Origin of the sequence: Pseudomonas serboccidentalis, from assembly GCF_028830055.1 — a bacterium.
In the GTDB taxonomy this organism is placed as follows: domain Bacteria; phylum Pseudomonadota; class Gammaproteobacteria; order Pseudomonadales; family Pseudomonadaceae; genus Aquipseudomonas; species Aquipseudomonas serboccidentalis.
In genome coordinates this window covers 5,669,316-5,690,784 of the sequence record NZ_CP101655.1, presented here as the reverse complement: position 1 = coordinate 5,690,784, position 21,469 = coordinate 5,669,316, and the positions used below count along the sequence as shown (strand labels likewise).

Annotated in this window: 18 protein-coding genes, 1 pseudogene and 1 riboswitch; of the genes and pseudogenes, 11 read left to right on the top strand and 8 right to left on the bottom strand. The window is 61.0% G+C overall.

Translation table 11 applies throughout. The features are described 5' to 3' along the window. Positions 1-166 precede the first annotated feature (166 nt). On the top strand, positions 167-445 hold the full coding sequence (locus NN484_RS25900; protein WP_007967709.1) for a hypothetical protein: 279 nt from the start codon (positions 167-169) through the stop codon (positions 443-445). Between the two features lie 88 nt (positions 446-533). Here the strand turns inward: NN484_RS25900 and NN484_RS25895 are convergent, their stop codons facing one another. Then, entirely contained in the window at positions 534-1,697 is a 1,164-nt protein-coding gene (locus tag NN484_RS25895) for a 1-acyl-sn-glycerol-3-phosphate acyltransferase (protein WP_174823809.1), read from the bottom strand. Between the two features lie 143 nt (positions 1,698-1,840). On the opposite strand from NN484_RS25895, the gene NN484_RS25890 reads away from it, so the two are divergent. From NN484_RS25890 to NN484_RS25880, 3 genes are read left to right on the top strand one after another with little or no spacing between them, the layout of a single operon-like run. Next, entirely contained in the window at positions 1,841-2,023 is a 183-nt protein-coding gene (locus tag NN484_RS25890; RefSeq protein ID WP_215502367.1) for a CPXCG motif-containing cysteine-rich protein, read from the top strand. A gap of 9 nt (positions 2,024-2,032) precedes the next feature. Next, positions 2,033-2,293, top strand: coding sequence for a putative signal transducing protein (locus NN484_RS25885; RefSeq protein ID WP_215502366.1), 261 nt, complete (start codon positions 2,033-2,035; stop codon positions 2,291-2,293). A 36-nt stretch (positions 2,294-2,329) separates the two neighbouring features. Then, positions 2,330-2,953 (top strand): SOS response-associated peptidase, encoded by a 624-nt coding sequence (locus NN484_RS25880; protein ID WP_274658275.1) that lies wholly within the window; start codon positions 2,330-2,332, stop codon positions 2,951-2,953. Between the two features lie 99 nt (positions 2,954-3,052). Here NN484_RS25880 and NN484_RS27440 read toward each other — a convergent pair whose 3' ends face one another. Then, a complete protein-coding gene (locus NN484_RS27440) occupies positions 3,053-3,796 on the bottom strand; it encodes a methyl-accepting chemotaxis protein (protein ID WP_425518817.1) in 744 nt (247 codons plus the stop codon). 111 nt (positions 3,797-3,907) lie between these two features. Further along, positions 3,908-4,105, bottom strand: a pseudogene (locus NN484_RS27435) (HAMP domain-containing protein); the annotation flags it as partial. Between the two features lie 1,352 nt (positions 4,106-5,457). Here NN484_RS27435 and NN484_RS25870 point away from each other — a divergent pair. After that, positions 5,458-6,276 (top strand): M48 family metallopeptidase, encoded by an 819-nt coding sequence (locus NN484_RS25870; protein WP_274658273.1) that lies wholly within the window; start codon positions 5,458-5,460, stop codon positions 6,274-6,276. Positions 6,277-6,450: 174 nt separating this feature from the next. Here NN484_RS25870 and NN484_RS25865 read toward each other — a convergent pair whose 3' ends face one another. The 3 genes from NN484_RS25865 to NN484_RS25855 all read right to left on the bottom strand — a co-directional run bounded on the left by NN484_RS25865 (position 6,451) and on the right by NN484_RS25855 (position 9,283). Next, on the bottom strand, positions 6,451-7,035 hold the full coding sequence (locus NN484_RS25865; protein ID WP_134787312.1) for a TMEM165/GDT1 family protein: 585 nt from the start codon (positions 7,033-7,035) through the stop codon (positions 6,451-6,453). Between the two features lie 87 nt (positions 7,036-7,122). Continuing rightward, positions 7,123-7,247, bottom strand: a riboswitch (yybP-ykoY riboswitch). A gap of 39 nt (positions 7,248-7,286) precedes the next feature. Further along, positions 7,287-8,285, bottom strand: a complete 999-nt coding sequence (locus NN484_RS25860) for a methyltransferase (RefSeq protein WP_003228088.1) — start codon at positions 8,283-8,285, stop codon at positions 7,287-7,289. Positions 8,286-8,317: 32 nt separating this feature from the next. After that, positions 8,318-9,283: a 2-hydroxyacid dehydrogenase gene (locus NN484_RS25855; RefSeq protein ID WP_274658272.1), complete on the bottom strand. Its 966-nt coding sequence runs from the start codon at positions 9,281-9,283 to the stop codon at positions 8,318-8,320. Between the two features lie 266 nt (positions 9,284-9,549). Here NN484_RS25855 and NN484_RS25850 point away from each other — a divergent pair, with 266 nt between their 5' ends. After that, positions 9,550-10,179: a LysE family translocator gene (locus tag NN484_RS25850; protein ID WP_127652366.1), complete on the top strand. Its 630-nt coding sequence runs from the start codon at positions 9,550-9,552 to the stop codon at positions 10,177-10,179. 94 nt (positions 10,180-10,273) lie between these two features. Here NN484_RS25850 and NN484_RS25845 read toward each other — a convergent pair whose 3' ends face one another. After that, a complete protein-coding gene (locus tag NN484_RS25845; RefSeq protein ID WP_215502361.1) occupies positions 10,274-11,038 on the bottom strand; it encodes an AraC family transcriptional regulator in 765 nt (254 codons plus the stop codon). A gap of 100 nt (positions 11,039-11,138) precedes the next feature. Here NN484_RS25845 and NN484_RS25840 point away from each other — a divergent pair, with 100 nt between their 5' ends. The 5 genes from NN484_RS25840 to NN484_RS25820 all read left to right on the top strand — a co-directional run bounded on the left by NN484_RS25840 (position 11,139) and on the right by NN484_RS25820 (position 20,776). Beyond that, the gene (locus NN484_RS25840; protein WP_274658271.1) at positions 11,139-12,323 is read left to right on the top strand and encodes an MFS transporter; all 1,185 of its coding nucleotides are present in this window, start codon (positions 11,139-11,141) and stop codon (positions 12,321-12,323) included. Positions 12,324-12,469: 146 nt separating this feature from the next. Next, positions 12,470-14,152, top strand: coding sequence for a fatty acid--CoA ligase (locus NN484_RS25835; RefSeq protein ID WP_127652363.1), 1,683 nt, complete (start codon positions 12,470-12,472; stop codon positions 14,150-14,152). Positions 14,153-14,489: 337 nt separating this feature from the next. Continuing rightward, entirely contained in the window at positions 14,490-16,379 is a 1,890-nt protein-coding gene (locus tag NN484_RS25830; RefSeq protein WP_127652362.1) for a DUF1302 domain-containing protein, read from the top strand. Positions 16,380-16,407: 28 nt separating this feature from the next. Beyond that, positions 16,408-17,772 (top strand): DUF1329 domain-containing protein, encoded by a 1,365-nt coding sequence (locus NN484_RS25825; protein WP_127652361.1) that lies wholly within the window; start codon positions 16,408-16,410, stop codon positions 17,770-17,772. A gap of 268 nt (positions 17,773-18,040) precedes the next feature. Further along, a complete protein-coding gene (locus tag NN484_RS25820; protein WP_274658270.1) occupies positions 18,041-20,776 on the top strand; it encodes a winged helix-turn-helix domain-containing protein in 2,736 nt (911 codons plus the stop codon). 96 nt (positions 20,777-20,872) lie between these two features. Here the strand turns inward: NN484_RS25820 and NN484_RS25815 are convergent. Further along, the coding region (locus NN484_RS25815; RefSeq protein ID WP_274658269.1) for a type I secretion C-terminal target domain-containing protein at positions 20,873-21,469 on the bottom strand (597 nt) is incomplete at its 5' end.

The following is a 21,469-nucleotide window of genomic DNA, read 5'->3' as shown; positions in this document are numbered from 1 at the left end:
GCATGGTGGCCGATCCAAATGACGAAGCCGTGACACAGGACAGCCATCGGTCGATTGTCATGTTATTTGTCGCAAAGGCTAGGGCAGTGCAGGAGCGTTTCGGTAGAATCCGCGCCGCAGCCGTCGATCGGGCGTCTGCCACACCGATTCAGTTTCGAGGTCTGTGATGTCGTTGCATTTGATGACGCTGTTTACCGCCCATCCCGCCAAATTGATCAACCTGCTGGCGCTGGCATTGGCCTTCCCGGGCAGTTGGCTGCTGCACGCGACCCGCCGTCGTGAACAACGTGCCATGGCCAGCATCGCCGCTCAGCGCCAGGCCCAACCGAACGCCGAACCGATTCTGGATTGGGCGACGTTGCGCATGAACCGGTTTTTCTATCGGTTTGGTTTTGCCTGCCTTGGCCTGGCCCTGATCGTCTCCTGGATCAGCACCCGCTTCTAAAAGCAAAAGATCGCAGCCTGCGGCAGCTCCTACAGGGGATTCATGTAGGAACTGCCGCAGGCTGCGATCTTTTGATCTTGCTGTTGCTTTACAACGGCAGCCCAGCCTTGACCCGGTACTGATTGCGCACCGGCGTCGCATATTGCAGCACCAGATACGGACGGTGCTCCTCAGGGCAGGCGTCCAGTCGGCTCTGCCATTCTTCCTGCGCCTTGGCCAGTTCATCGGCCGGGAACAACTCGGCCGCTTTCGGCACGTTCAGTTGCGGATCGGCATCGGCCCACTGCGCGTAGGCCAGGTAATGCACCGGGAACAGGCGATAACCACCGAGAATCTGCTTGTCCATTTCGACCGCCAATTGCTTGGTGTCTTCGAACAATTCGGTGATCGGCGCGGCGAAGTTCACGTGCACCCGGCCCTTGTAGCCGGTGATGCCCTTGGCAATGCTCACGTCATCCTCGCCCGGCGCCTTGGCGTAGGTGCCGGTGGTGGCGCGGATGTACAGCTCGCGGGCCTTGGCCTGATCGCACGGGTCGTATTCGTAGCTGATCGACACCGGGGTCAGGTTCAGCGACTGGATGACCTCGCCGAACGGCTCGTCCTTGCGGCTCATGTGGAACATCTTGAGGATCGCCGACTCGGTACGGTCGTCGCCGTCCTTGGCCCGGCCTTCGGCCTGCGCGATCCAGATCGAGGCGCAATCGTTGCGGATCGAGTGGTTGATGTACGCCGACAGCAGCTGATACGCGGCCATCTTCTCGCGGCGCCCGGTGATCGAGCGGTGCACGATAAAGCTCTTGTTCAGGCGCATCAGGTCGCTGACGAAGGGCTTTTGCAGCAGGTTGTCGCCGATCGCGATACGCGGGGTCGGCAGGCCGGCGTGGTACACGGCGTAGTTGACGAAGGCCGGGTCCATCACGATGTCGCGGTGGTTGGCGATGAACAGATAAGCGCTGCCGGACTTGAATTGCTCGACACCGGTGTAGGTCACGCCGTCGGTGGCGCGCTCGATGGTGTGGTCGACGTAGGACTCGACCTTGTCCTGCAAAGTCGCCACCGATGTCACGTCGGCGAACTCACGACGCAGCCGATGGGCTATAAGTGGTTTGAGCATCCAGCCGAAGGCACCGGCAAAACGCGGGAAGCGGAAGTGGGTGAGGATATCTAGAAACGCCTTGTCGCCGAGCAGTCTTGCCAGTACCACAGGTACTTCGCTGTCGTCGTAAGGTCGGATGGCATCGAATTCGCCCATCATGCTCTCTTGTTGGGAAACGGCTAGGGTAAGTAAAGGTTTTGATCGAAAACCCACGGGGCACGGTCTGAAAAAGTAGCCAGACAAAAATAGCCCTGCAAATAGACCGGCGATTATACGCACAAGTCACCTGGGAGACCGCGATGCTGGAAAGCGCACTGTATGAATGTCCGTATTGTGGTGAAGAGGTCGAGACGACGCTGGACCTGTCCGGTGGCGATCAGACCTATATCGAGGACTGCCAGGTGTGTTGTCGACCGATCAAGTTTGTTTTGCAGGTTCACGAAGGTGAGTGGCACCTGGAAGTGTTTAGCGAAAACGAGTGAGGGCCACCCATGCAGCGAATCTACGAGCCGGAAAGCCTGATGGAAGGCGAGATGCTCAAGGGCATGCTCGCCAGCGAGGGCATCGAAGCGCATCTGGTGGGCCGGGATCTGCTCGGCGGCACGGGGGAGTTGCCGATTTTTGGCTTGCTCGGCCTGTCGGTCGATAACGATCAGGCCGAATACGCCCGCGAACTGATCACCGCGTACAATGCCGCGCTGCCGCTGCCCGGCGATGAACCGGAGAGCTTCCCCGGGACGCTGGTCTGTTAGGCTGGCGTTCGTTTTACTTCTGAGTCGTGTTGCCCCATGTGTGGACGTTATGCCCTGTTTCGCTGGAACCGCGATTTCGCGGCCCTGCCTGGTTTTCCCGCCGATCAACAGGCGCAGTGGAACATTTCCCCCAATGATTCGGTGTTGATGCTGCGCGCCGAGGCCGACGGCCAGCGCTCGCTGGCCCGCGCCCGTTGGGGCCTGACGCCGCCGTGGCTGACCGACCTGTCGCGCACCCCGGCCCACGCTCGGGCCGAAACCGTGGCCGAGCAACCGATGTTTCGCGAAGCGCTACGTCTGCGTCGCTGCCTGTTGCCGGCCAACGGTTTCTACGAATGGCGCGGCACCGTGCGCAAGCGCCCGTACTGGCTGACGCCGGGGGAGGGCTCCTCGCTGTTTTTCGCGGCGATCTGGGAAGCGTATCCGGTGCAGGAGCAGGTGTGGCTGAGCACGGCGGTGATCACCCAGTCGGCAGCCAGTCAGCGCCGGCCGCTGATTCTCGATGAGGCGGGGCAGGCGGCCTGGCTCGATCCCGAGACGCCGCTGCATGTGCTGCAGGGCTTGCTCGCCAGTGAACCCGCAGCGTTGCGCGAGCGGGTGCTGGCGAACTTGATCAATGATCCGAAGCTCAATGGGCCGGAGTGCCTGACTCCGGGTTGATGCAAAAAGCCAAAAGATCGCAGCCTGCGGCAGCTCCTACAGGGAAACGCACATCCCCATGTAGGAGCTGCCGCAGGCTGCGATCTTTTGATCTTGCCCTTAAACCTTGAACTGATTGATCAACCGTCGCTGCTGTTCCGCCAGTTTGGTCAGGCCGGCACTCGCCGAACTCGACTCATCCGCACCGCCCGCCACTTCATTGGCCACCTGACCGATATTGATCACGTTGCGGTTGATGTCATCAGCCACCGCGCTTTGCTCTTCCGCCGCACTGGCGATCTGCGTGTTCATGTCGTTGATCACCGACACCGCCTGGGTAATCGTCTCCAGCGCTTCAGCGGCTTTTGCCGCGTGCTGCACGCTCTCGTCGGTGCGGTGCTGGCTGTCTTCCATGACCCGCACCACGTCGCGGGTGCCCTGTTGCAGTTGCTGGATCATGCTCTGGATTTCTTCGGTGGCCTTCTGGGTTTTCTGTGCCAGATTGCGCACCTCGTCCGCCACCACCGCAAAACCGCGCCCCTGCTCGCCGGCTCGCGCCGCTTCGATCGCCGCGTTCAGCGCCAGCAGGTTGGTCTGCTCGGCGATCCCGCGTATCGCGGTGAGGATCGCGTTGATGTTCTCGCTGTCCTTGGCCAGGGTCTGCACCACTTCCACGGCCTTGCCGATTTCCACCGCCAGCACGCCAATCGAATCCGACGTGTCGCGAACAATCTGCATGCCTTGGCCGGCGGCCTGATCCGCATGGCTGGCGGCTTGCGCGGCCTGGGTGGCGTTGCGTGCCACGTCCTGCGCAGTCGCGGTCATTTCCTGCACCGCGGTGGCGACCTGATCGATCTCGGCCATTTGTTTCTGAATGCCGATGTTGGTACGAATTGCGATGTCGGCGGTGTGTTCCGAGGAATCGCTGACACTCTGCACCGACGTCACCACCTGCGTGATCATTGCCTGCAACTTGGCAAGGAAGGTGTTGAAGCCCTTGGCAATCGAGCCCAGTTCATCGCTGCGATCACTGCTCAAACGGCGGGTCAGATCGCCTTCACCTTTGGCAATGTCATCCAGCATGGCAACCATCTGCTTGAGCGGACGTGCGATGCCGTGGCCCACCAGCCAGATCACCAGCAGACCGACGCCGGCGATGATCAGGCCGACCATGGCCATGCCGAAGGTATCGGATTTGCGCTGGGCATCGAGGTCACCCTGCAGCTTCTGCAGATCCGCCATCACCGCGTTCAGTGGCAGTTGCAGCATCAAGGTCCAGCGCGCATCGGTCTGGCCGATGCCGAACGGCAGGTACAACTCAATGCGGCCCTTGTCCTTGTTGACGGAATAAGTGACTTCGCCGCGCTTGAGATTGGTCAGGTTGGCGATCTGCTCGGCGTCGAGTATGTCGCTGACCTTCTCACCGAATTTGCTCGGGTCCTTGGTGTAGGCAACGATCCGGCCATTGCCGCCGATCAGGGCCATTTGCCCGGCGCCGCTGTAAAGCTTCTGGTTGGCAGCGAGGAGCATTTCCTGGATGAAGTTCACCGACAGGTCAGCGCCGACGATGCCTTGGAACGCGCCGTTGAGCATGATCGGTTCAATAAAGGAGGCGAGCATGACGAATTTGTCGCCGACCTTGTACGGTGCCGGATCGATCACGCAGGCTTTTTTGCTCTCTTTCGAGCACAGGTAGTACTCGCTGGCGCGCACGCCGGTGGACAGGACTTTCTGGTCGTCGACGTCCACCAGTTTGTCCAGGCCCAGGGTGCCGTCGTCATTGCGGAACCACCATGGCAGGAAGCGCCCGTTGGTCGCGTCGATGCCGACCACGCGGGTGCCGACGTAGGCGGCGTCGTTGTGATCAAGGGCGTTTTTTTCCCAACCGATGTAAGTGCCGAGAATCTTCGGGTTCTTCTCGACGTTTTCCTTGATCAGATTGATCAGTTGCTCGCGGCTGACGGTCAGTTTCGGCTGACCATCGGCGTCCGGTGTACCGAGCAAGGCGTTGACCCGCACCAGGCCGCCGGCAATCAGCAGCGGCGCTTCGAGTTCGCGCTGGATCTGGCTGACCTGGGTCTGCGCCAGCGAAGTCAGGCGTTGTTCGATGACCTGCTCGAACTGCGCCTGAGTGCGCTGTTGCACCATCTCTTGCGTACGGGCGCCGGAAAACAGCGCATACAGCACCAGCGCAGCGACCACGCTGAGGACGATGGCGCCGGCCAGGGCGGCGACGGAAAACTGGATCGACTTGAACTTCATGGGAGCTCCGCACGCAAGAGGACGTCTGCGCTGTTGTATCGGCAGCAGGCATTGCGCCATGAGCGTTGAGCGGAACAAAGGGCGGGGGATGTCGCAAATGGATCGGTGCGCGACGCAGTGACAGCAGGCTTGCCGGGCTCAGTGAATTTTTTACGACAGCAGGGGTGGGAAACGTCCGAAAGACGGTGCAACACGTCTGTTGTATCTGGCGTCGATACAATTACCCGCCTAGGATACGCGGCATGTTTTCAGGGAGCTTTTGAATGAACAAGACATTGGTTGTAAGTGCACTGAGCGCAGCGCTGTTGCTGGCCGGTTGTCAGTCGGTCAACACCACCAGCGGCGGAGCCGTGGGGGTGGAGCGCAAGCAGTACATGTTCAGCATGCTGTCCTCGCAAGAGGTCGACCAGATGTATGCCCAGTCCTATCAGAAGACCGTTGGCGAAGCGTCGAGCAAAGGTGTGCTGGACAAGACCAGCCCGGAGGCCAGGCGGGTTCAGGCGATTGCCAACCGGCTGATCGCCCAGGCACCGAACTTCCGTCCCGATGCGGCGCAATGGCAGTGGGAGGTCAACCTGATCAAGAGCGATGAGCTCAACGCCAACTGCGGCCCTGGCGGCAAGATCATTTTCTACACCGGGCTGATCGACAGCCTGAAGCTGACCGACGATGAAATCGCCGCGGTCATGGGCCATGAAATCGCCCACGCCCTGCGCGAGCACGGTCGTGAAGCGATGTCCAAGGCCTACGGGATCGAGATGGCCAAGCAGGGTGCTGGCGCGTTGTTGGGTCTGGGTCAGGACAGCCTGGCGCTGGCCGACACCGTCGCCAACTACGGCATGACCTTGCCCAACAGTCGCGCCAACGAAAACGAAGCCGACCTGATCGGCCTCGAACTGGCCGCCCGCGCCGGGTACAACCCGAATGCGGCGATCACCTTGTGGAACAAGATGAGCAAGGTTTCGGAAGGCGCACCGCCGGAATTCATGAGCACCCACCCGGCCTCGTCCAGCCGGATCGCCTCGTTGCAGGCGGCGATTCCGAAGGTCATGCCGCTGTACGAACAGGCCCCGAAATCCTGAGATTGACGGGGCCATTGTGGCGAGGGAGCTTGCTCCCGCTCGGCTGCGCAGCAGTCGTAAACCCGGCCAATGCGGTGAAACTGTAAAACCGCGTTTGCAGGGTTCAGGGCCGCTTCGCAGCCCAACGGGAGCAAGCTCCCTCGCCACAGGCCTGTGCCAGATCAGAAAAAGGGTTTAAATCCAGCCACTGCTCTGCATCGCCTTGTACACCGCAACGATCGCCAGAATGAAGAACGCCGAAGCCGCCAGGCGACGGATCAAGGTCAGTGGCAATTTCTCCGCGGCAAAATTACCCGCCAGTACCACCGGCACGTTGGCAATCAACATGCCCAGGGTGGTGCCGATAATCACCAGCCACAGCTCAGGGTATTGCGCCGCCAGCATCACGGTGGCGATCTGCGTCTTGTCACCGATTTCCGCGAGGAAGAACGCGATCAGCGTGGTCAGGAAGGGGCCGAATTTGCGTGCGGTACTGGCTTCATCGTCGTCCATTTTGTCCGGGACCAACGTCCACAGTGCGGTGGCGGTGAAGCTCGCGGCGAGAATCCAGTGCAGCACCGAATCGGAGAAGAAGCTGCCGAACCAGGCGCCTACCGCACCGGCTGCCGCGTGGTTGGCCAGGGTCGCGGCGACGATACCGGCGATGATCGGCCAGGGTTTGCGAAAGCGAGCGGCGAGAATCAGCGCGAGCAGTTGCGTCTTGTCGCCGATTTCGGCCAAGGCAACGATTGCGGTGGGAACGAGTAACGAGTCCAGCATCAGGATTTTCCTAAGGGGCGGGTCGACACGGCTATGACACGTACAGCCTTCCCGCCCCGGGTAGGTGTGCGTGTCATAGGTCTTGTCAAACCCTGCGATCCGTCTGGTGCGGACGCTTGGGTCGCATACGCCATGATCTGAGGATCAAGTATGTTGACGTATGCCGGACGAGCTTGGCGCTCGTGGGAGACTACTCCCCTAGGACGGAGCGGATTCTGCCTAGGCAGAATCCATTCGGCAAGTGCTAATTTTCAGCCGCGCTTGGCCCGATAGATCCGGAAGCCATTGCCTTCGGCCTTGATCGCACACACGCCCAGATGCTCCTCGATCAGCGGCTGGTACTTCAGGAAACTGTTCGCCACCAGCCGCAGTTCGCCGCCGTTTTTCAGATGTTTGGCCGCTTTTCGCAGCAAGTTCTCGGTGGCGAAATAATCGGTGTGGACCCCGACATGGAACGGCGGGTTGCTCAGAATCGCGTTCAAACCCATCGGCGCGGCATCGATGCCGTCACCGGTCAGCACCTCGGCTTCCAGACCGTTGGCCGCCAATGTCAGGCGACTGCTGGCGGCGGCGAAGGCATCGACGTCGAGCAGGGTTACCTGATTGTGCGGATAACGACGCTTGACCGCCGCGCCCAGGACCCCGGCGCCACAACCGAAATCGAGCAGATGACCGCTTGGCAGTTTGTCCAGATGCTCCAGCAGCAGGGCGCTGCCGCGATCCAGCCGACCGTGGCTGAACACGCCCGGCAGGCTGATGACTTTCAACGGGCCTTCGGCCAGTGGCAGCTCATAAGTCTGCGCCAGGCTTTCCAGCGATTTGGCTTCAGGCGCATTGGCCACGGTGACCTGCCACAGCTGGCAATGGCGTGCGCTGTCGAGTTTGCGTGGCTTGCCGAACGGGTTGAGCTGTTTCGATGCGCCCTCGATACCGCTGCGCTTTTCCCCGACCAGAAACACCTCACGCCCCGGTAAACGCGCAGCCACGGCGTTGAGGATGTAGTCGGTCAAGTCCTTGGACTTGGGCAAAAACACCACGGCGCTGTCGAACTCACGCTCCGGCACGTTCACGCCGAAATGGCTGCGACCTTCGAAGCGCGCATCGAGTGCGGCCTGATCGCCGGCGTGCCAGCACCAGCCGAAGGCATTGGGCAGGCGCCCGAGCAAATCGTCGGCGGGCAACCCGGCCAACAACAGCGAACCCTGGAATAACTCGGCCTGACGAAGCAGTACTTCACTGCGCGGATCCATAACTGCTCCTTGGAAAAAAGTGCCGCAGTTTATCAACTGACGACCCGCAGCGCTTTACCGCTGAAGAACGCCTGCGCGTTTTCGGTCAATTGGCCAACGATACGCTGCCGCGCCTCGCGACTGCCCCAGGCGTTGTGCGGGGTGACGATCAGTCGCGGAATGTCGGCGGCCAGCAATGGATTGCCATTGACCGGTGGTTCGACGCTGAGCACATCGGTGGCCGCGCCGCCGAGATGGCCATTGCGCAATGCGTCAGCCAGGGCTTGTTCGTCGATCAAACCGCCACGGGCCGTGTTGACTACAAATGCGCCGGGCTTCATCGCCGCCAGTTCGCGGGCGCCGATGAAATGGCGGGTATGTTCGTTCAGCGGGCAGTGCAGGGTCAGGGCGTCGATCTGCGGGAGCAATTCGTTCAGCGGCAGACGATCCGGGCGGGCGGGGCGGCCGGGAATCTGCCCGAGCAGCACGCGCATGCCAAACGCTTCGGCCAGCCGCGCGACCGCGCCACCGAGTTCGCCATGACCGAGCAGGCCAAGGGTTTTGCCTTCCAGTTCGACGATCGGGTAGTCCAGCAGGCAGAACTGTTGCGCTTGCTGCCAGCGACCTTCGCCGACGGCTTTCTGATAATCCGCGAGGCGGGTGGCGAGGTTGAGCAGCAACATGATCGTGTGCTGCGCCACCGACGGTGTGCCGTAACCCTGACAGTTGCACACGGTGATACCGTGGGTGCGAGCCGCTTCCAGGTCGACGTTATTGGTGCCGGTGGCGGTGATCAGGATCAGCTTCAGATCAGGGTTGGCGGCCATCGCGGCGGCGTCAATGCGGATCTTGTTGGTGATCGCCACGGTGGCACCGTGCAGGCGTTCGCTGACTTGTTCGGGCAAGGTCTGGGCGAACAGTTGCAGATCACTGAAGCAGGCACGCAACGGGCTGAGGTCGAGATCGCCAAGATCCAGAGACGGGTGATCGAGGAATACGGCGCGGCGCGGGTTGCTCATCAACTGTACCTTTTGTGCGGTGAACGGAAGGCGTAATCTGCCGAGCCTACCAGATGAAACAATTGGTTACGCAGAGCGCTGAAGTCTCATGCCTAATGCCTGCTGGCATCTCCTGTGGTGAGAGGGCTTGCCCCCGTCGGGTCGCGAAGCGGCCCTGAAACCGGCTGAACTTACGACTGCTGCGCAGCCGAACGGGGGCAAGCCCCCTCACCACAGGACTGTGTTTCCTACAGATTTCTTGACCAAGCCGCCCCAAAGGAGCCCCCATGTACTGGACCGAGTTCTTGACCGTTGCACTGATCCATCTGTTGGCCGTGGCCAGCCCCGGCCCGGACTTTGCCGTGGTGGTGCGCGAGAGCGTGACCCATGGTCGCCGCGCCGGCACCTGGACGGCACTGGGCGTGGGCTCGGCGATTTTTCTGCACGTGGGTTATTCGCTGCTGGGTATCGGCCTGATCGTGTCGCAATCGATCGTGCTGTTCAACGCCTTGAAATGGGCCGCCGCGGCTTACCTGCTGTACATCGGCTTCAAGGCCTTGCGCGCGCAACCGGCGAAAACCGTCACTGACGATCTGCACAAGGAAACCGGTGTGCGTACCGCGCGCGGTGCCTTCACTTCGGGCTTCGTCACCAATGGTCTGAACCCGAAAGCCACGCTGTTCTTCCTCTCGCTGTTCACCGTGGTGATCAACCCGCACACCCCGCTGGCGGTGCAGGCCGGGTATGGGGTTTACCTCGCTGTTGCGACAGCGATCTGGTTTTGCCTGGTGGCGATGCTGTTCAGCCAGCAACGCGTGCGCGCCGGTTTCGCCCGCATGGGCCACTGGTTCGACCGCACCATGGGCGCGGTGCTGGTCGCCATCGGTGTGAAACTCGCGTTCACCGAGATGCATTGACCAACACTCACTTGTAGGAGCTGCCGCAGGCTGCGATCTTTTGATCTTGTCTTTGAGGATTAAAAGATCGCAGCCTCGTTTCACTCGACAGCTCCTACACGAGTTCGCTCAGCTTGCTCAGGGTATGCAGATAATCCCGGGGATTGTCCCCGAGCAAACGGCGAAACATCGCGCTGAACGCCCGCGCGCTGCCGTAACCCAAGTCCCGCGCCACGCTCTGCACGCTGTCCCCGGCGAGCAGGCGCGGCAGGGCTTCCATCAGGCGCAGTTGCTGGCGCCAGGCGTTGAAACTCATCTTCAGTTGTCGCTGGAACAGCCGCGCCAGGGTACGTGAGCTGGCGCCGACCTGCTGCGCCCAGTCTTCCAGGGTGTTGGGGTGATCCGGTGTGTGCAGCAACGCCAGACAGATGTTCTGCAGGCGTCGGTCAGTGGGCATCGGAATGTGCAGCGGCAGGTTTTCCAGGCTGGCGAGTTCTTCCAGCATCAATTGCTGGATCAGCGGATTGTCCGCATGCGGCGGGCCCTGCACGGCGCGCAGGATCAACTCGCGCAGCAGCGGCGTCACCGCCAGCACGCAGCACTGTTGCAGGCTCGCCGGGGACAGTTCGGGGGCGATGAACAGCGAACGCATCTGCACGTCGCCGGACATGAAAATCTCGTGTGCGACTTGCGGCGGAATCCACACCGCACGACTCGGCGGAATCACCCAGGCACCGAGGTCGGTGACCACCCGCATGATCCCTCTGACGGCATACAGCAACTGCGCCTCGCGGTGCAGGTGCAGCGGCTGGTGCGCGCCGTCCAGATAATCCCGGGGGTAGGCACTCACCGGGCCGTGTTCGAAATGGCTGATCAACATGTCGGATCTGATGACTTGGTTGGCAGGTATGCGCTTTTTCGCCAACTTAGCATAAAGCCGCTGACAACCTTCCGCCCATAACAAACACAAGCGTGCCGCCATGAATCAATCTCGAAACGTCATACGCTACGTCAACGCTGCCCATGTGATCGATCACATGTTCATGCTGATTTTTCCCGCCGCCGTGCTCGGCATGACCCAGGCCTTCGGCCTCGACTATGCCGCGCTGATCGGCCTGTCGCTGGGCGGCTTCATTGCCTTTGGCGCGTGTTCGCTACCGGCCGGCTGGCTGGGTGATCACTGGAGCCGGCGGCAGATGATGCTGGTATTTTTCTTCGGTATTGGCGTTTCGGCGATCTTCACCGGGCTGAGCACCAGCCCGACGATGCTGGTGGTCGGGCTGACCCTGATCGGCATTTTCGCCGCGATCTATCACCCGGTGGGCACCGCGATGCTGGTGGCCTACGCGCAGAATCGCGGGCGGGAGATTGGTATCAATGGCATGTGGGGCAACCTCGGCGTGGCGTTTTCGGCGCTGATCACCGGGTTGCTGGTGGCGCAATTCGGCTGGCGTTCGGCCTTTGTGTTACCGGGGGTGGTGGCGATCGTGTTGGGGATCGGCTTTGCCTTGCAGGTACGTGAAGAACCGATCCCGCAGCGTCCACACACCGCACTGAAGGGCGCTGCCGGGCGGCGCATTTCGATGGTCATGGTGTTCACGGTGCTGGCGCTGGCGACGGCCACGGGTGGCGTGGTGTTCAACGCCACGACCATGACTTACCCGAAGCTGTTTCAGGAACGTCTGCATGATGTGTTCGCCTCGCCGCAAACCCTAGGCGTGGTGGTCAGCCTGGCATACGCCTTCGGTGCGGTGGCGCAGTTGAGCATCGGCCAGGTGTTGCACCGAGTCAGCCTGAAATGGCCGTTTATCGTGTTGACGCTGTTTCAGGCGCCGCTGTTGTACGCCATGGCGTATGTCGATGGCTGGGCGGTGATCGTGCTCGGTGCGGCGTTCATGTTCGTGGTGTTCGGTCAGGTGACAGTGAACGACTCGATGGTCGCCAATTTCGTTGCGCCGCAGTGGCAGTCACGGGTATTCGCCCTGCGTTACTGCCTGTCGTTCGGCGCCAGTGCGACAGCGATTCCGCTGATTGCCTATGTCGAACCGCGCCATGGTTTTGTCGGGCTTTACTTGATTCTGGCGGGTTTTGGTGCGTTGACCTTCCTCGCTGCCGTGGTTTTCCCACGCACACCTTCCGAAGCGGCTGTAGGGCAAACGGCCTGATCGGCGCTGAATACCGGCAAATGCTGGCGCAAAGCTAGTATTTGTACGGCTCTGCAAATCATTCCTTTGGCTGATTTGGCTGGGGTATAACGGCTCTAGAGTAATGCTCTCTACGCCAACACCGTGCAGCCAGAAAAGGGATTCATATGTTGCAGACTCGCGTCATTCCCCCGGCCGATGGGGCCTACCAGTATCCATTGCTGATCAAACGGCTGCTGATGTCCGGCGCCCGTTACGAGAAAACCCGCGAGATCATCTACCGAGACCAGTTGCGCTACAGCTATCCGACCCTGATCGAGCGGGTGGCACGGCTGGCCAACGTGTTGACGGCGGCCGGGGTGAAGGCGGGGGACACCGTGGCAGTGATGGACTGGGACAGCCATCGCTACCTGGAATGCATGTTCGCCATTCCGATGATCGGCGCGGTGATCCACACCATCAACGTACGCCTGTCGCCGGAGCAGATCCTCTACACCATGAACCACGCCGAGGATCGCTTCGTGCTGGTCAACAGCGAGTTCGTCGGGTTGTACCAGGCCATCGCGCCGCACCTGACCACGGTGGAGAAAACCCTGCTGCTGACCGATCTGCCGGAGAAGACTGCCGAGCTGCCGAACCTGGTTGGCGAGTACGAGCAATTGCTGGCCGCCGCGAGTGCGCAGTACGACTTCCAGGACTTCGACGAAAACTCGGTCGCCACCACGTTCTACACCACGGGCACCACCGGCAACCCGAAGGGCGTGTACTTCACCCATCGGCAACTGGTGCTGCACACCATGGGCGTGTCGACCATCATGGGCGCGATCGACAGCGTGCGCCTGCTCGGCACCAACGACGTGTACATGCCGATCACCCCGATGTTCCACGTGCACGCCTGGGGTTTGCCGTACGTGGCGACCATGCTCGGGCTCAAGCAGGTTTATCCGGGACGTTACGACCCGGAATTCCTCGTCGAGCTGTGGCGCAAGGAGAAGGTCACGTTCTCCCACTGCGTGCCGACCATCCTGCAAATGCTGCTCAACGCCAAAGGCGCGCAGGGCACCGATTTCGGCGGCTGGAAAATTGTCATCGGCGGCAGTGCGCTCAACCGCACGCTGTATGAAACCGCCAAGGCCCGGGGCATTCAGCTGACGGCGGCGTACGGCATGTCGGAGACCGGGCCACTGGTCTCGTGTGCGCATCTGAACGACGAACTGATGGCCGGCACCGAAGACGAGCGCACCACTTACCGGATCAAGGCAGGTGTACCGGGGCCGCTGGTGGAGGCCGCGATCGTCGACGCCGAAGGCAACTTTCTGCCCGCCGACGGCGAAACCCAGGGCGAACTGGTGTTGCGTGCGCCATGGCTCACCGAAGGCTATTTCAATGAACCGCAGAAGGGCGCCGAGCTGTGGGCCGGCGGCTGGCTGCACACCGGCGATGTGGCAACGCTCGACAGCATGGGCGTGATTGACATCCGCGACCGGATCAAGGACGTGATCAAGACCGGTGGCGAATGGATCTCCTCTCTGGACCTTGAAGACCTGATCAGTCGTCACGCGGCGGTACGTGAAGTAGCAGTGGTCGGCATCGCCGATCCGCAGTGGGGCGAGCGGCCGTTTGCGCTGCTGGTGATCCGCGAAGGGCACGAGATCGGTGCGCGTGAGCTCAAGGAACACCTCAAGCCATTCGTGGAGTTGGGGCACCTGAGCAAGTGGGCGATTCCGAGCCAGATCGCCCTTGTTACGGAAATTCCCAAGACCAGTGTCGGCAAACTCGACAAGAAGCGCATCCGCCTCGACATCACCGAATGGCAGGCCAACAACAGCACCTTCCTCTCGACACTTTGAGTGCCTGCTGGCGCGCCGAAACCGGCGCGCCAGACCCCCCAAGCAAGCGCTTGGCTTGTGAAATCGAAAAAATCAGCCATCCTTGCGGTGCCGACATGTGTCGGACTGGCGAAAGGACTGTTCCAGAGTGGCCGGCAGCTGCAAATCACACTTTAGAGGGATCAAGCAGTACCACCTGCTGGCTATAGTCCGCTCAAGGATTTTTAAAAACGCGGCACACGCACGAACAGGGGCGATGCAACTTTGGAGTGACGTCGGGCGGCTACTGGCTCCCGGTCTTCCAGACGTTTTTAAAAGTACTCACTGCCATAACAATAATGCACATGGAGTAGCGTCGATGACCTCAGTAAACCAGTTCTGGCGCCGGGCTAAACTGCCTCTGGCCGTCAGTCTTGCCTCTACGCTCGCCGGGCCCGCATTCGGCGTCAGTTTCAACGTCGGTGAGATCGAAGGTCAGTTCGATTCCTCGCTCTCCCTGGGCATGAGTATTTCGACTCAGCAGCCGAACAAGGATCTTATTGGTGTCAACAACGGCGGCAAGGGCCTGTCCCAGACCTCCGATAACGGCCACCTGAACTTCAAGAGCGGGCAAGCCTTCTCGAAGATCTTCAAGGGCATCCATGATCTCGAACTGAAATACGGCGACACCGGGGTCTTCGTCCGGGGCAAATACTGGTACGACTTCGCGCTGCAGAACCAGGATCTGGAATACAAGGACGTCAGCAACCACAACCGCGATGTCGCGGCGCGTTCTTCGGGTGGGCAGATCCTCGACGCCTTCGTTTACCACAACTACTCGATTGCCGATGAGCCGGGTTCGGTGCGTCTGGGCAAGCAGGTGGTGAACTGGGGTGAAAGTACTTTCATCGGTGGCGGCATCAACTCGATCAACCCGATCGACGTTTCCGCGTTCCGCCGTCCGGGTGCCGAGATCAAGGAAGGTCTGATCCCGGTCAACATGTTCTACGTGTCGCAGAGCATCACCGAAAACCTCTCGGCCGAAGGTTTCTATCAGATCGACTGGCAGAAGACCGTGACCGACAACTGCGGCACGTTCTTCTCGCAGCCGGACATCGTGACCACCGGTTGCGACGACAACCTGCGGGTACTGAACAAGCGTTCGACCATTCCGGGCATTGCGCTCGGTCCTTTGGCCAACGCCGGCGTCGACGTCAACGACGAGGGTGTGCTGGTACGTCGTGCGCCTAACCGCAACGCGCGAGACAGCGGGCAGTGGGGCGTTTCCGCCAAGTACATGTTCGACCCGCTGGCCACCGAGTTCGGTGCCTACTTCATGAACTACCACAGCCGTGCGCCGATCTTCAGCGCCACCGGTGCGCCACAGTCGATCTATAACGGCGTGGCAGCATTGCCTGGCCCGTTCCGGGCGCTGGGGCCACTGGTGGTCGCGGGCAACTCGCAATACTTCATCGAATACCCTGAAGACATTCGCCTCTACGGTCTGAGTTTCTCCACCACCCTGCCTACCGGTACGGCGTGGAGCGGTGAGGTCAGCTACCGGCCGAATGCGCCGGTGCAGTTGAACTCCACCGACATCCTGTTCGCCGGCGTGCGTCCGATCGGTGGCGCGTTGACCAATGCGTCGGTCCTCAACGGTGTACCGGGCCAGGACCTGCACGGTTACAACCGTAAAGAGATCACTCAACTGCAAACCACCCTGACGCACTTCTTCGATCAGGTGATGGGCGCCAACCGTCTGACCCTGGTGGGTGAGGTCGGCGTGACTCACGTCGGTGGTCTGGAGAGCAAGTCCGAAGCGCGCTACGGCCGCGACCCGGTGTTCGGGCCGGGTGAATTGCCGGCGACCGGTGGCCTCAACACCTGCTCGCAGATCCTCAACACCTCGACCATCAACGGTGCCGGTCCGGGTGCTTCGCGCGATAACGTTTCCAGCAACTGCAACAACGACGGTTTCACCACCTCTACCTCGTGGGGCTATCGCGCTCGCGCGATCTGGGATTACAGCGATGTGTTTGCCGGTGTGAACCTCAAGCCGAACGTGGCCTGGTCGCATGACGTGAAAGGTTACTCGCCAGGCCCAGGCGGCAACTTCGAGGAAGGTCGCAAGGCCATCAGCCTCGGGCTGGATGCCGAATACCAGAACACCTACACGGCGAGTGTGGCCTACACCAACTTCTTTGGTGGCGATTACACGACCGTGGATGATCGTGACTTCGTTGCCCTCAGTGTTGGCGTGAACTTCTAAGCAGAGTTTTTTCAGGACGAACATACATATGAAAATAACAAAGAGTCTGTTCCACGCCGGTGTTCTGGGATTGTCGTTGCTGGCGACCAGCGTCATGGCGGCCGTTCCAGCTGCCGAAGCCGACAAGCTGGGCAAGAGCCTGACCCCGATGGGCGCTGAAATGGCCGGCAACGCCGACGGTTCGATCCCGGCCTGGAAACCGCTGCCGAAAAATGCCGGCACGGTCGACAGCAAGGGCTTCCTGTCCGATCCGTTCGGCAGTGAAAAGCCGCTGTTCACCATCACCGCGCAGAACGTCGACCAGTACAAGGACAAGCTTGCGCCGGGTCAGTACGCGATGTTCAAGCGCTACCCGGAGACCTTCAAGATGCCGGTCTACCCGTCCCATCGCGGCTCGACCGTGCCGGATGCCGTGTTCGCCGCCATCAAGAAAAACGCCACCACCACCAATCTGGTGGCCGGTGGCAACGGTCTGGAAAACTTCGACACCGCCGTGCCGTTCCCGATTCCGAAAAGCGGCCTGGAAGTGATCTGGAACCACATCACCCGTTATCGCGGTGGCAGCGTGACCCGTCTGGTGACCCAGGCGACGCCACAAACCAACGGCTCGTTCAGCCTGGTGTATTTCCAGGACCAGTTCGTGTTCCGCGACAAGATGAAGGACTACGATCCGGCCAATCCGGGCAACATCCTGTTCTACTTCAAGCAAAAAGTGACCGCGCCGGCACGTCTGGCCGGTACCGTGCTGCTGGTGCACGAAACCCTCGACCAGGTGAAGGAACCGCGCAAGGCGTGGGTCTACGCCACCGGGCAGCGCCGCGTACGTCAGGCACCGCAAGTGTCCTATGACGGTCCGGGCACTGCCGCGGACGGTCTGCGGACCTCCGACAACCTGGACATGTACAACGGTGCACCGGATCGTTACGACTGGAAGCTCGAAGGCAAGAAAGAGATGTACATCGCCTCCAACAGCTACAAGATCGATTCGCCGACCCTCAAGTACGCCGACATCATCAAGGCCGGTCACATCAACCAGGACTTGACCCGTTACGAGCTGCGCCGCGTCTGGCATGTGGTGGCAACTCTGAAGGAAGGTCAGCGCCACATCTACGCCAAACGTGACTTCTACATCGACGAAGACACCTGGCAGGCAGCGGTCATCGATCATTACGACGGTCGCGGTCAGCTGTGGCGCGTTGCCGAGGCGCATGCCGAGGACTACTACGACAAGCAAGTGCCATGGTACGCGCTGGAGGCCCTGTACGACCTGCAATCGGGCCGCTACCTGGCGCTGGGCATGAAGAACGAAGAGAAATCGGCGTATGACTTCGGCTTCTCTGCCACCAAGAGCGAATTCCAGCCGGGCAACCTGGGCCAGGACGGTATCCGCTAAGCTTTGACCCGAGGCCGCATCCTCGAAAAAACGCCCCGACTGGTTCGGGGCGTTTTTTTTGCGTTTCGATTTTGTGTAGGCGCTGTCGCAGGCGGCGATCTTTTGATCCTGAAAGATCGCAGCCTTCGGCAGCTTCTGCAGGGGTGCGCCTGCTGGCCTGTAGTCTTTTTGTAGCCATTTGTAGCAATAACCTTCAAACCCTCTACGTTTACCGCTAGTCTGCGGACATCCGCTACGCCGCCAACCGCCATTCAAACAAGAGCCGGCCATGACTGATCTGTCCCCGCTACCGGGTCCTGCAAGCGTCACCATTGCGACACTGGACGGGCGTTTTTTTCGCCCGCCGTTGCCCGATGGTTACGTATTGCGACCGCGTCTGTGTGAACGCCTGAGCGCCGGGCTCGGTGGACGTCTGTTGCTGGTCTGCGCCCCGGCAGGTTTCGGCAAGAGCTCGCTGGCGGTGGAGTTCTGCCAAAGCCTGCCGGCGCACTGGCAAAGCCTCTGGCTGGGCCTCAGCCCGCGGGACAACGATCCGGGGCGGTTTCTCGAGCGATTGCTGGAAGGCTTGCAGGATTACTTTCCGGACCTGGGCAGCCGCGCGCTCGGCCTGTTGAAGATGCGCCAGCGCCACCAGCCGTTCGCCTTTGAAGAGTGGCTCGACGGCTTGCTCGATGAACTGGCGCTGCAACTGCAACCGACCGCGCCGCTGTTGCTGGTGCTCGACGATTACCATCTCGCCCAAGGGCCGGTGCTCGACCGCTGCCTGCAATTTTTCCTCAATCACCTGCCCGACGGCTTGCTGGTCATGGTCACCAGCCGTCAGCGTCCGGATTGGCATCTGGCGCGTTTGCGCCTGTCGCGCCAGTTGCTCGAACTGCATGAACAGGATCTGCGCCTGACCCACGATGAAGCCCTGACGCTGCTCGACCGGCACAGCAGTTCCTTGCGTGGCGAGGCTCTGGAAAACCTGATCCAGCGCAGTGAAGGCTGGGTGGCCGGGTTGCGTTTCTGGTTGCTGGCGGTCTCCGAAGCCGGCAGCGAGGCGGCGTTGCCACCTGCGCTGAACGGCGGGGAGGGGCTGATCCGCGATTACCTGCTGGAAGAAGTCATCGATTGTCTGCCGGCCGAGGTGCAGGCGTTTCTCTACGACACCGCCCCTCAAGAGCGCTTTTGCAGCGAGCTGTGCGATGCGGTGCGCGAAGCCCACGACAGCGCTGAAATCCTGCGGTTTCTGTTGGCGCATCAAGTGTTCCTGGTGCCGCTGGACGAACACGGCCACTGGTACCGCTACCACCATCTGTTTTCCGATCTGCTGCGCAGCCGACCCCTCGCCCAGACCCTGGTGCCGGCGGCGACGTTACATCTGCGCGCCTGCCGCTGGTTCAATGCCCAAGGCTTGCTGGATGAAGCGGTGGAGCAGGCCTTGCGCGCCGGTCATCTGGATGTCGCGGCCAATCTGGTGCAGAACCTGTCCGAGGAACAACTACTCGCCGAGCAGAACGTCGGCATGCTGCTGCGCTGGAAAATGGACTTGCCCGACAGCCTTCTGATCAGCACGCCACGCTTGATCGTGCTGTACAGCTGGGCGCTGGGGCTGGCCTGTCAGCTCGATGCTGCCGAAGAGTTGTCGAGTCATCTGAGCCGGTTTCTGCCGGCGCCCTCGGCCTCTGCGCAGAAGTCGATGCTCGCGCAGTGGCTGGCGCTCAGCGGCATCATTGCCCGTGGGCGCGGGCATCGTGAGCTGACCCAACGCTATTGCAGCGAGGCGCTGGACAGCCTGCCGGTCAAGCGTTACGGGCAACGCCTGATGTGCCTGTCTACGTTATCCAATCTGGCGATTGCCGACGGTGACCTGTGGCGGGCCAGGGGCTTGAATCGCGAATCCCTCGAGCTGGCGCAGCGGGTCGGCAACCCGTTGTTCGAGGCCCTGGCGCATTATGACCGGGCGCGGGTATTACAGGCCCGTGGCGAGATTCTGCGCGCACTGGATGAGGTCCACCAAGGCCTTGAGCGTCTGCGCGGGCTGTCGGCGCAACGTCTGTACGCGGTGCGTGCGCGGCTGACGTTGTATGAAGGTTTTCTGCTGTCGATGCGCTTGCAGCCACAGCAGGCCCGGGCTCGATTGCTGAGTGGTCTGAGCGAGGCGCGGGCCTGCCGCGATATCAGTGTGTTGATCGGCCACTGCGTGATCGCCCGTCTGGACGGCAGCGCCGGCGAGTTTGCCAAGGCCTTTGCCGAGCTCGCCGAAGCCGAGCGCCTGATGCACATCTGGGATGTGCCACCGATCTACTATCTGGCGATGATCACCCTGGTCAAATGCGAACTGTGGCTGGCGCAGGGCCGTACCGATCTGGCCGAGGCGTGGCTGGCGCGTCTTGGACAGACTTACACGGGCGAGCGTGCTGCCGCGCCGCCAGAGTTTCATCCACAACTGCCTTTGCATGTTGAACTGCAACAGGCGTTGCTTGACACGATTCAAGGGAACGCCATGCTCGCCGAAGGGCGTTTGAACGCATTGCATGAAAACGGCCAGCAAACCGGCCGGCAGTTGCTCAGTGTGATGGCGTTGACGCAGACAGTGGCGCTGATGCTGGCGGGCGGACGTGAGCCGGAGGCCAGAAAAGCACTGAGCCATGCGCTGGAGGCGGCTGGCGGTGGCGTGGTGCAGCCGTTCGATTTACTGGTGAAAGAGCATGGCGACTGGTTACGCGGGCAATTGGTATCGATCGCTTCGACAGCTGTCAGCCAGCAACTGCTCGCGCATTTTCCGCAACCGGTCACCCGGACCATTATGGAACCCGGGTCAACGGAACAACTCAGTACTCGAGAGCTGGCGGTTCTGCATCTGATCGCTCAGGGGTGCTCGAATCAGGAAATCAGCGAGCAGTTGTTCATTTCGTTGCATACCGTGAAAACCCACGCCAGTCATATCAACAGCAAACTGGGCGTTGAGCGGCGGACGCAAGCAGTGGCGAGGGCGAAAGCCCTGGGGGTTCTGACGTAGTTTTGATGTGACACTCACACAAACCAAAACGCCCTGAATCAATCAGGGCGTTTTGGTTTGCACCCGATCCGCAAGCAGATCGGGTGTCGTGCTGTATCAGGCCACCAAGTCGTTGGCGCTGAAGCTGTTCACACCCACCAACTGGATTTCAAAGTCGGCACCGGAATTCCCGCTGACGTTACCCGAGAGTACGTGGTCAACGAAGCGAATTTGACCTGCACCGGTGAAGTCATTTGCACCGATGAAGTTGAAACCGTTGATGCCTTCGCTCAACAGATTGGCATCAAACTTCGTCAGATCGATCTTGTCGCCTTGCGCGCTGTTGAAGTCGGTGATGACGTCGCGCAGGTTACCGATTCCGGACTCGTTCCAGTCATTGAACACGAACCGGTCCGCGCCACTTCCGCCCGTCAGAGAGTCGGTGCCCAGGCCGCCGATCAATGTGTCGTTCCCCAGGCCGCCGTCGAGGATGTTCGCGCCATCGTTGCCCACCAGGCGGTTGTTGCTATCGTTGCCTGTGCCTGTGAGGTTGGCGCTGCCAGTCAGGAGCAGATTTTCGACATTGGCAGTCAGGGTGTAGTCGATGGATGCGAACACCCGGTCGGTCGCACTTGGGGTCGCGTCGGTTTCGATCACCACATCACCGACGTTATCGACGTAGTAAGTATCGAAGCCACCGCCGCCGATCATGGT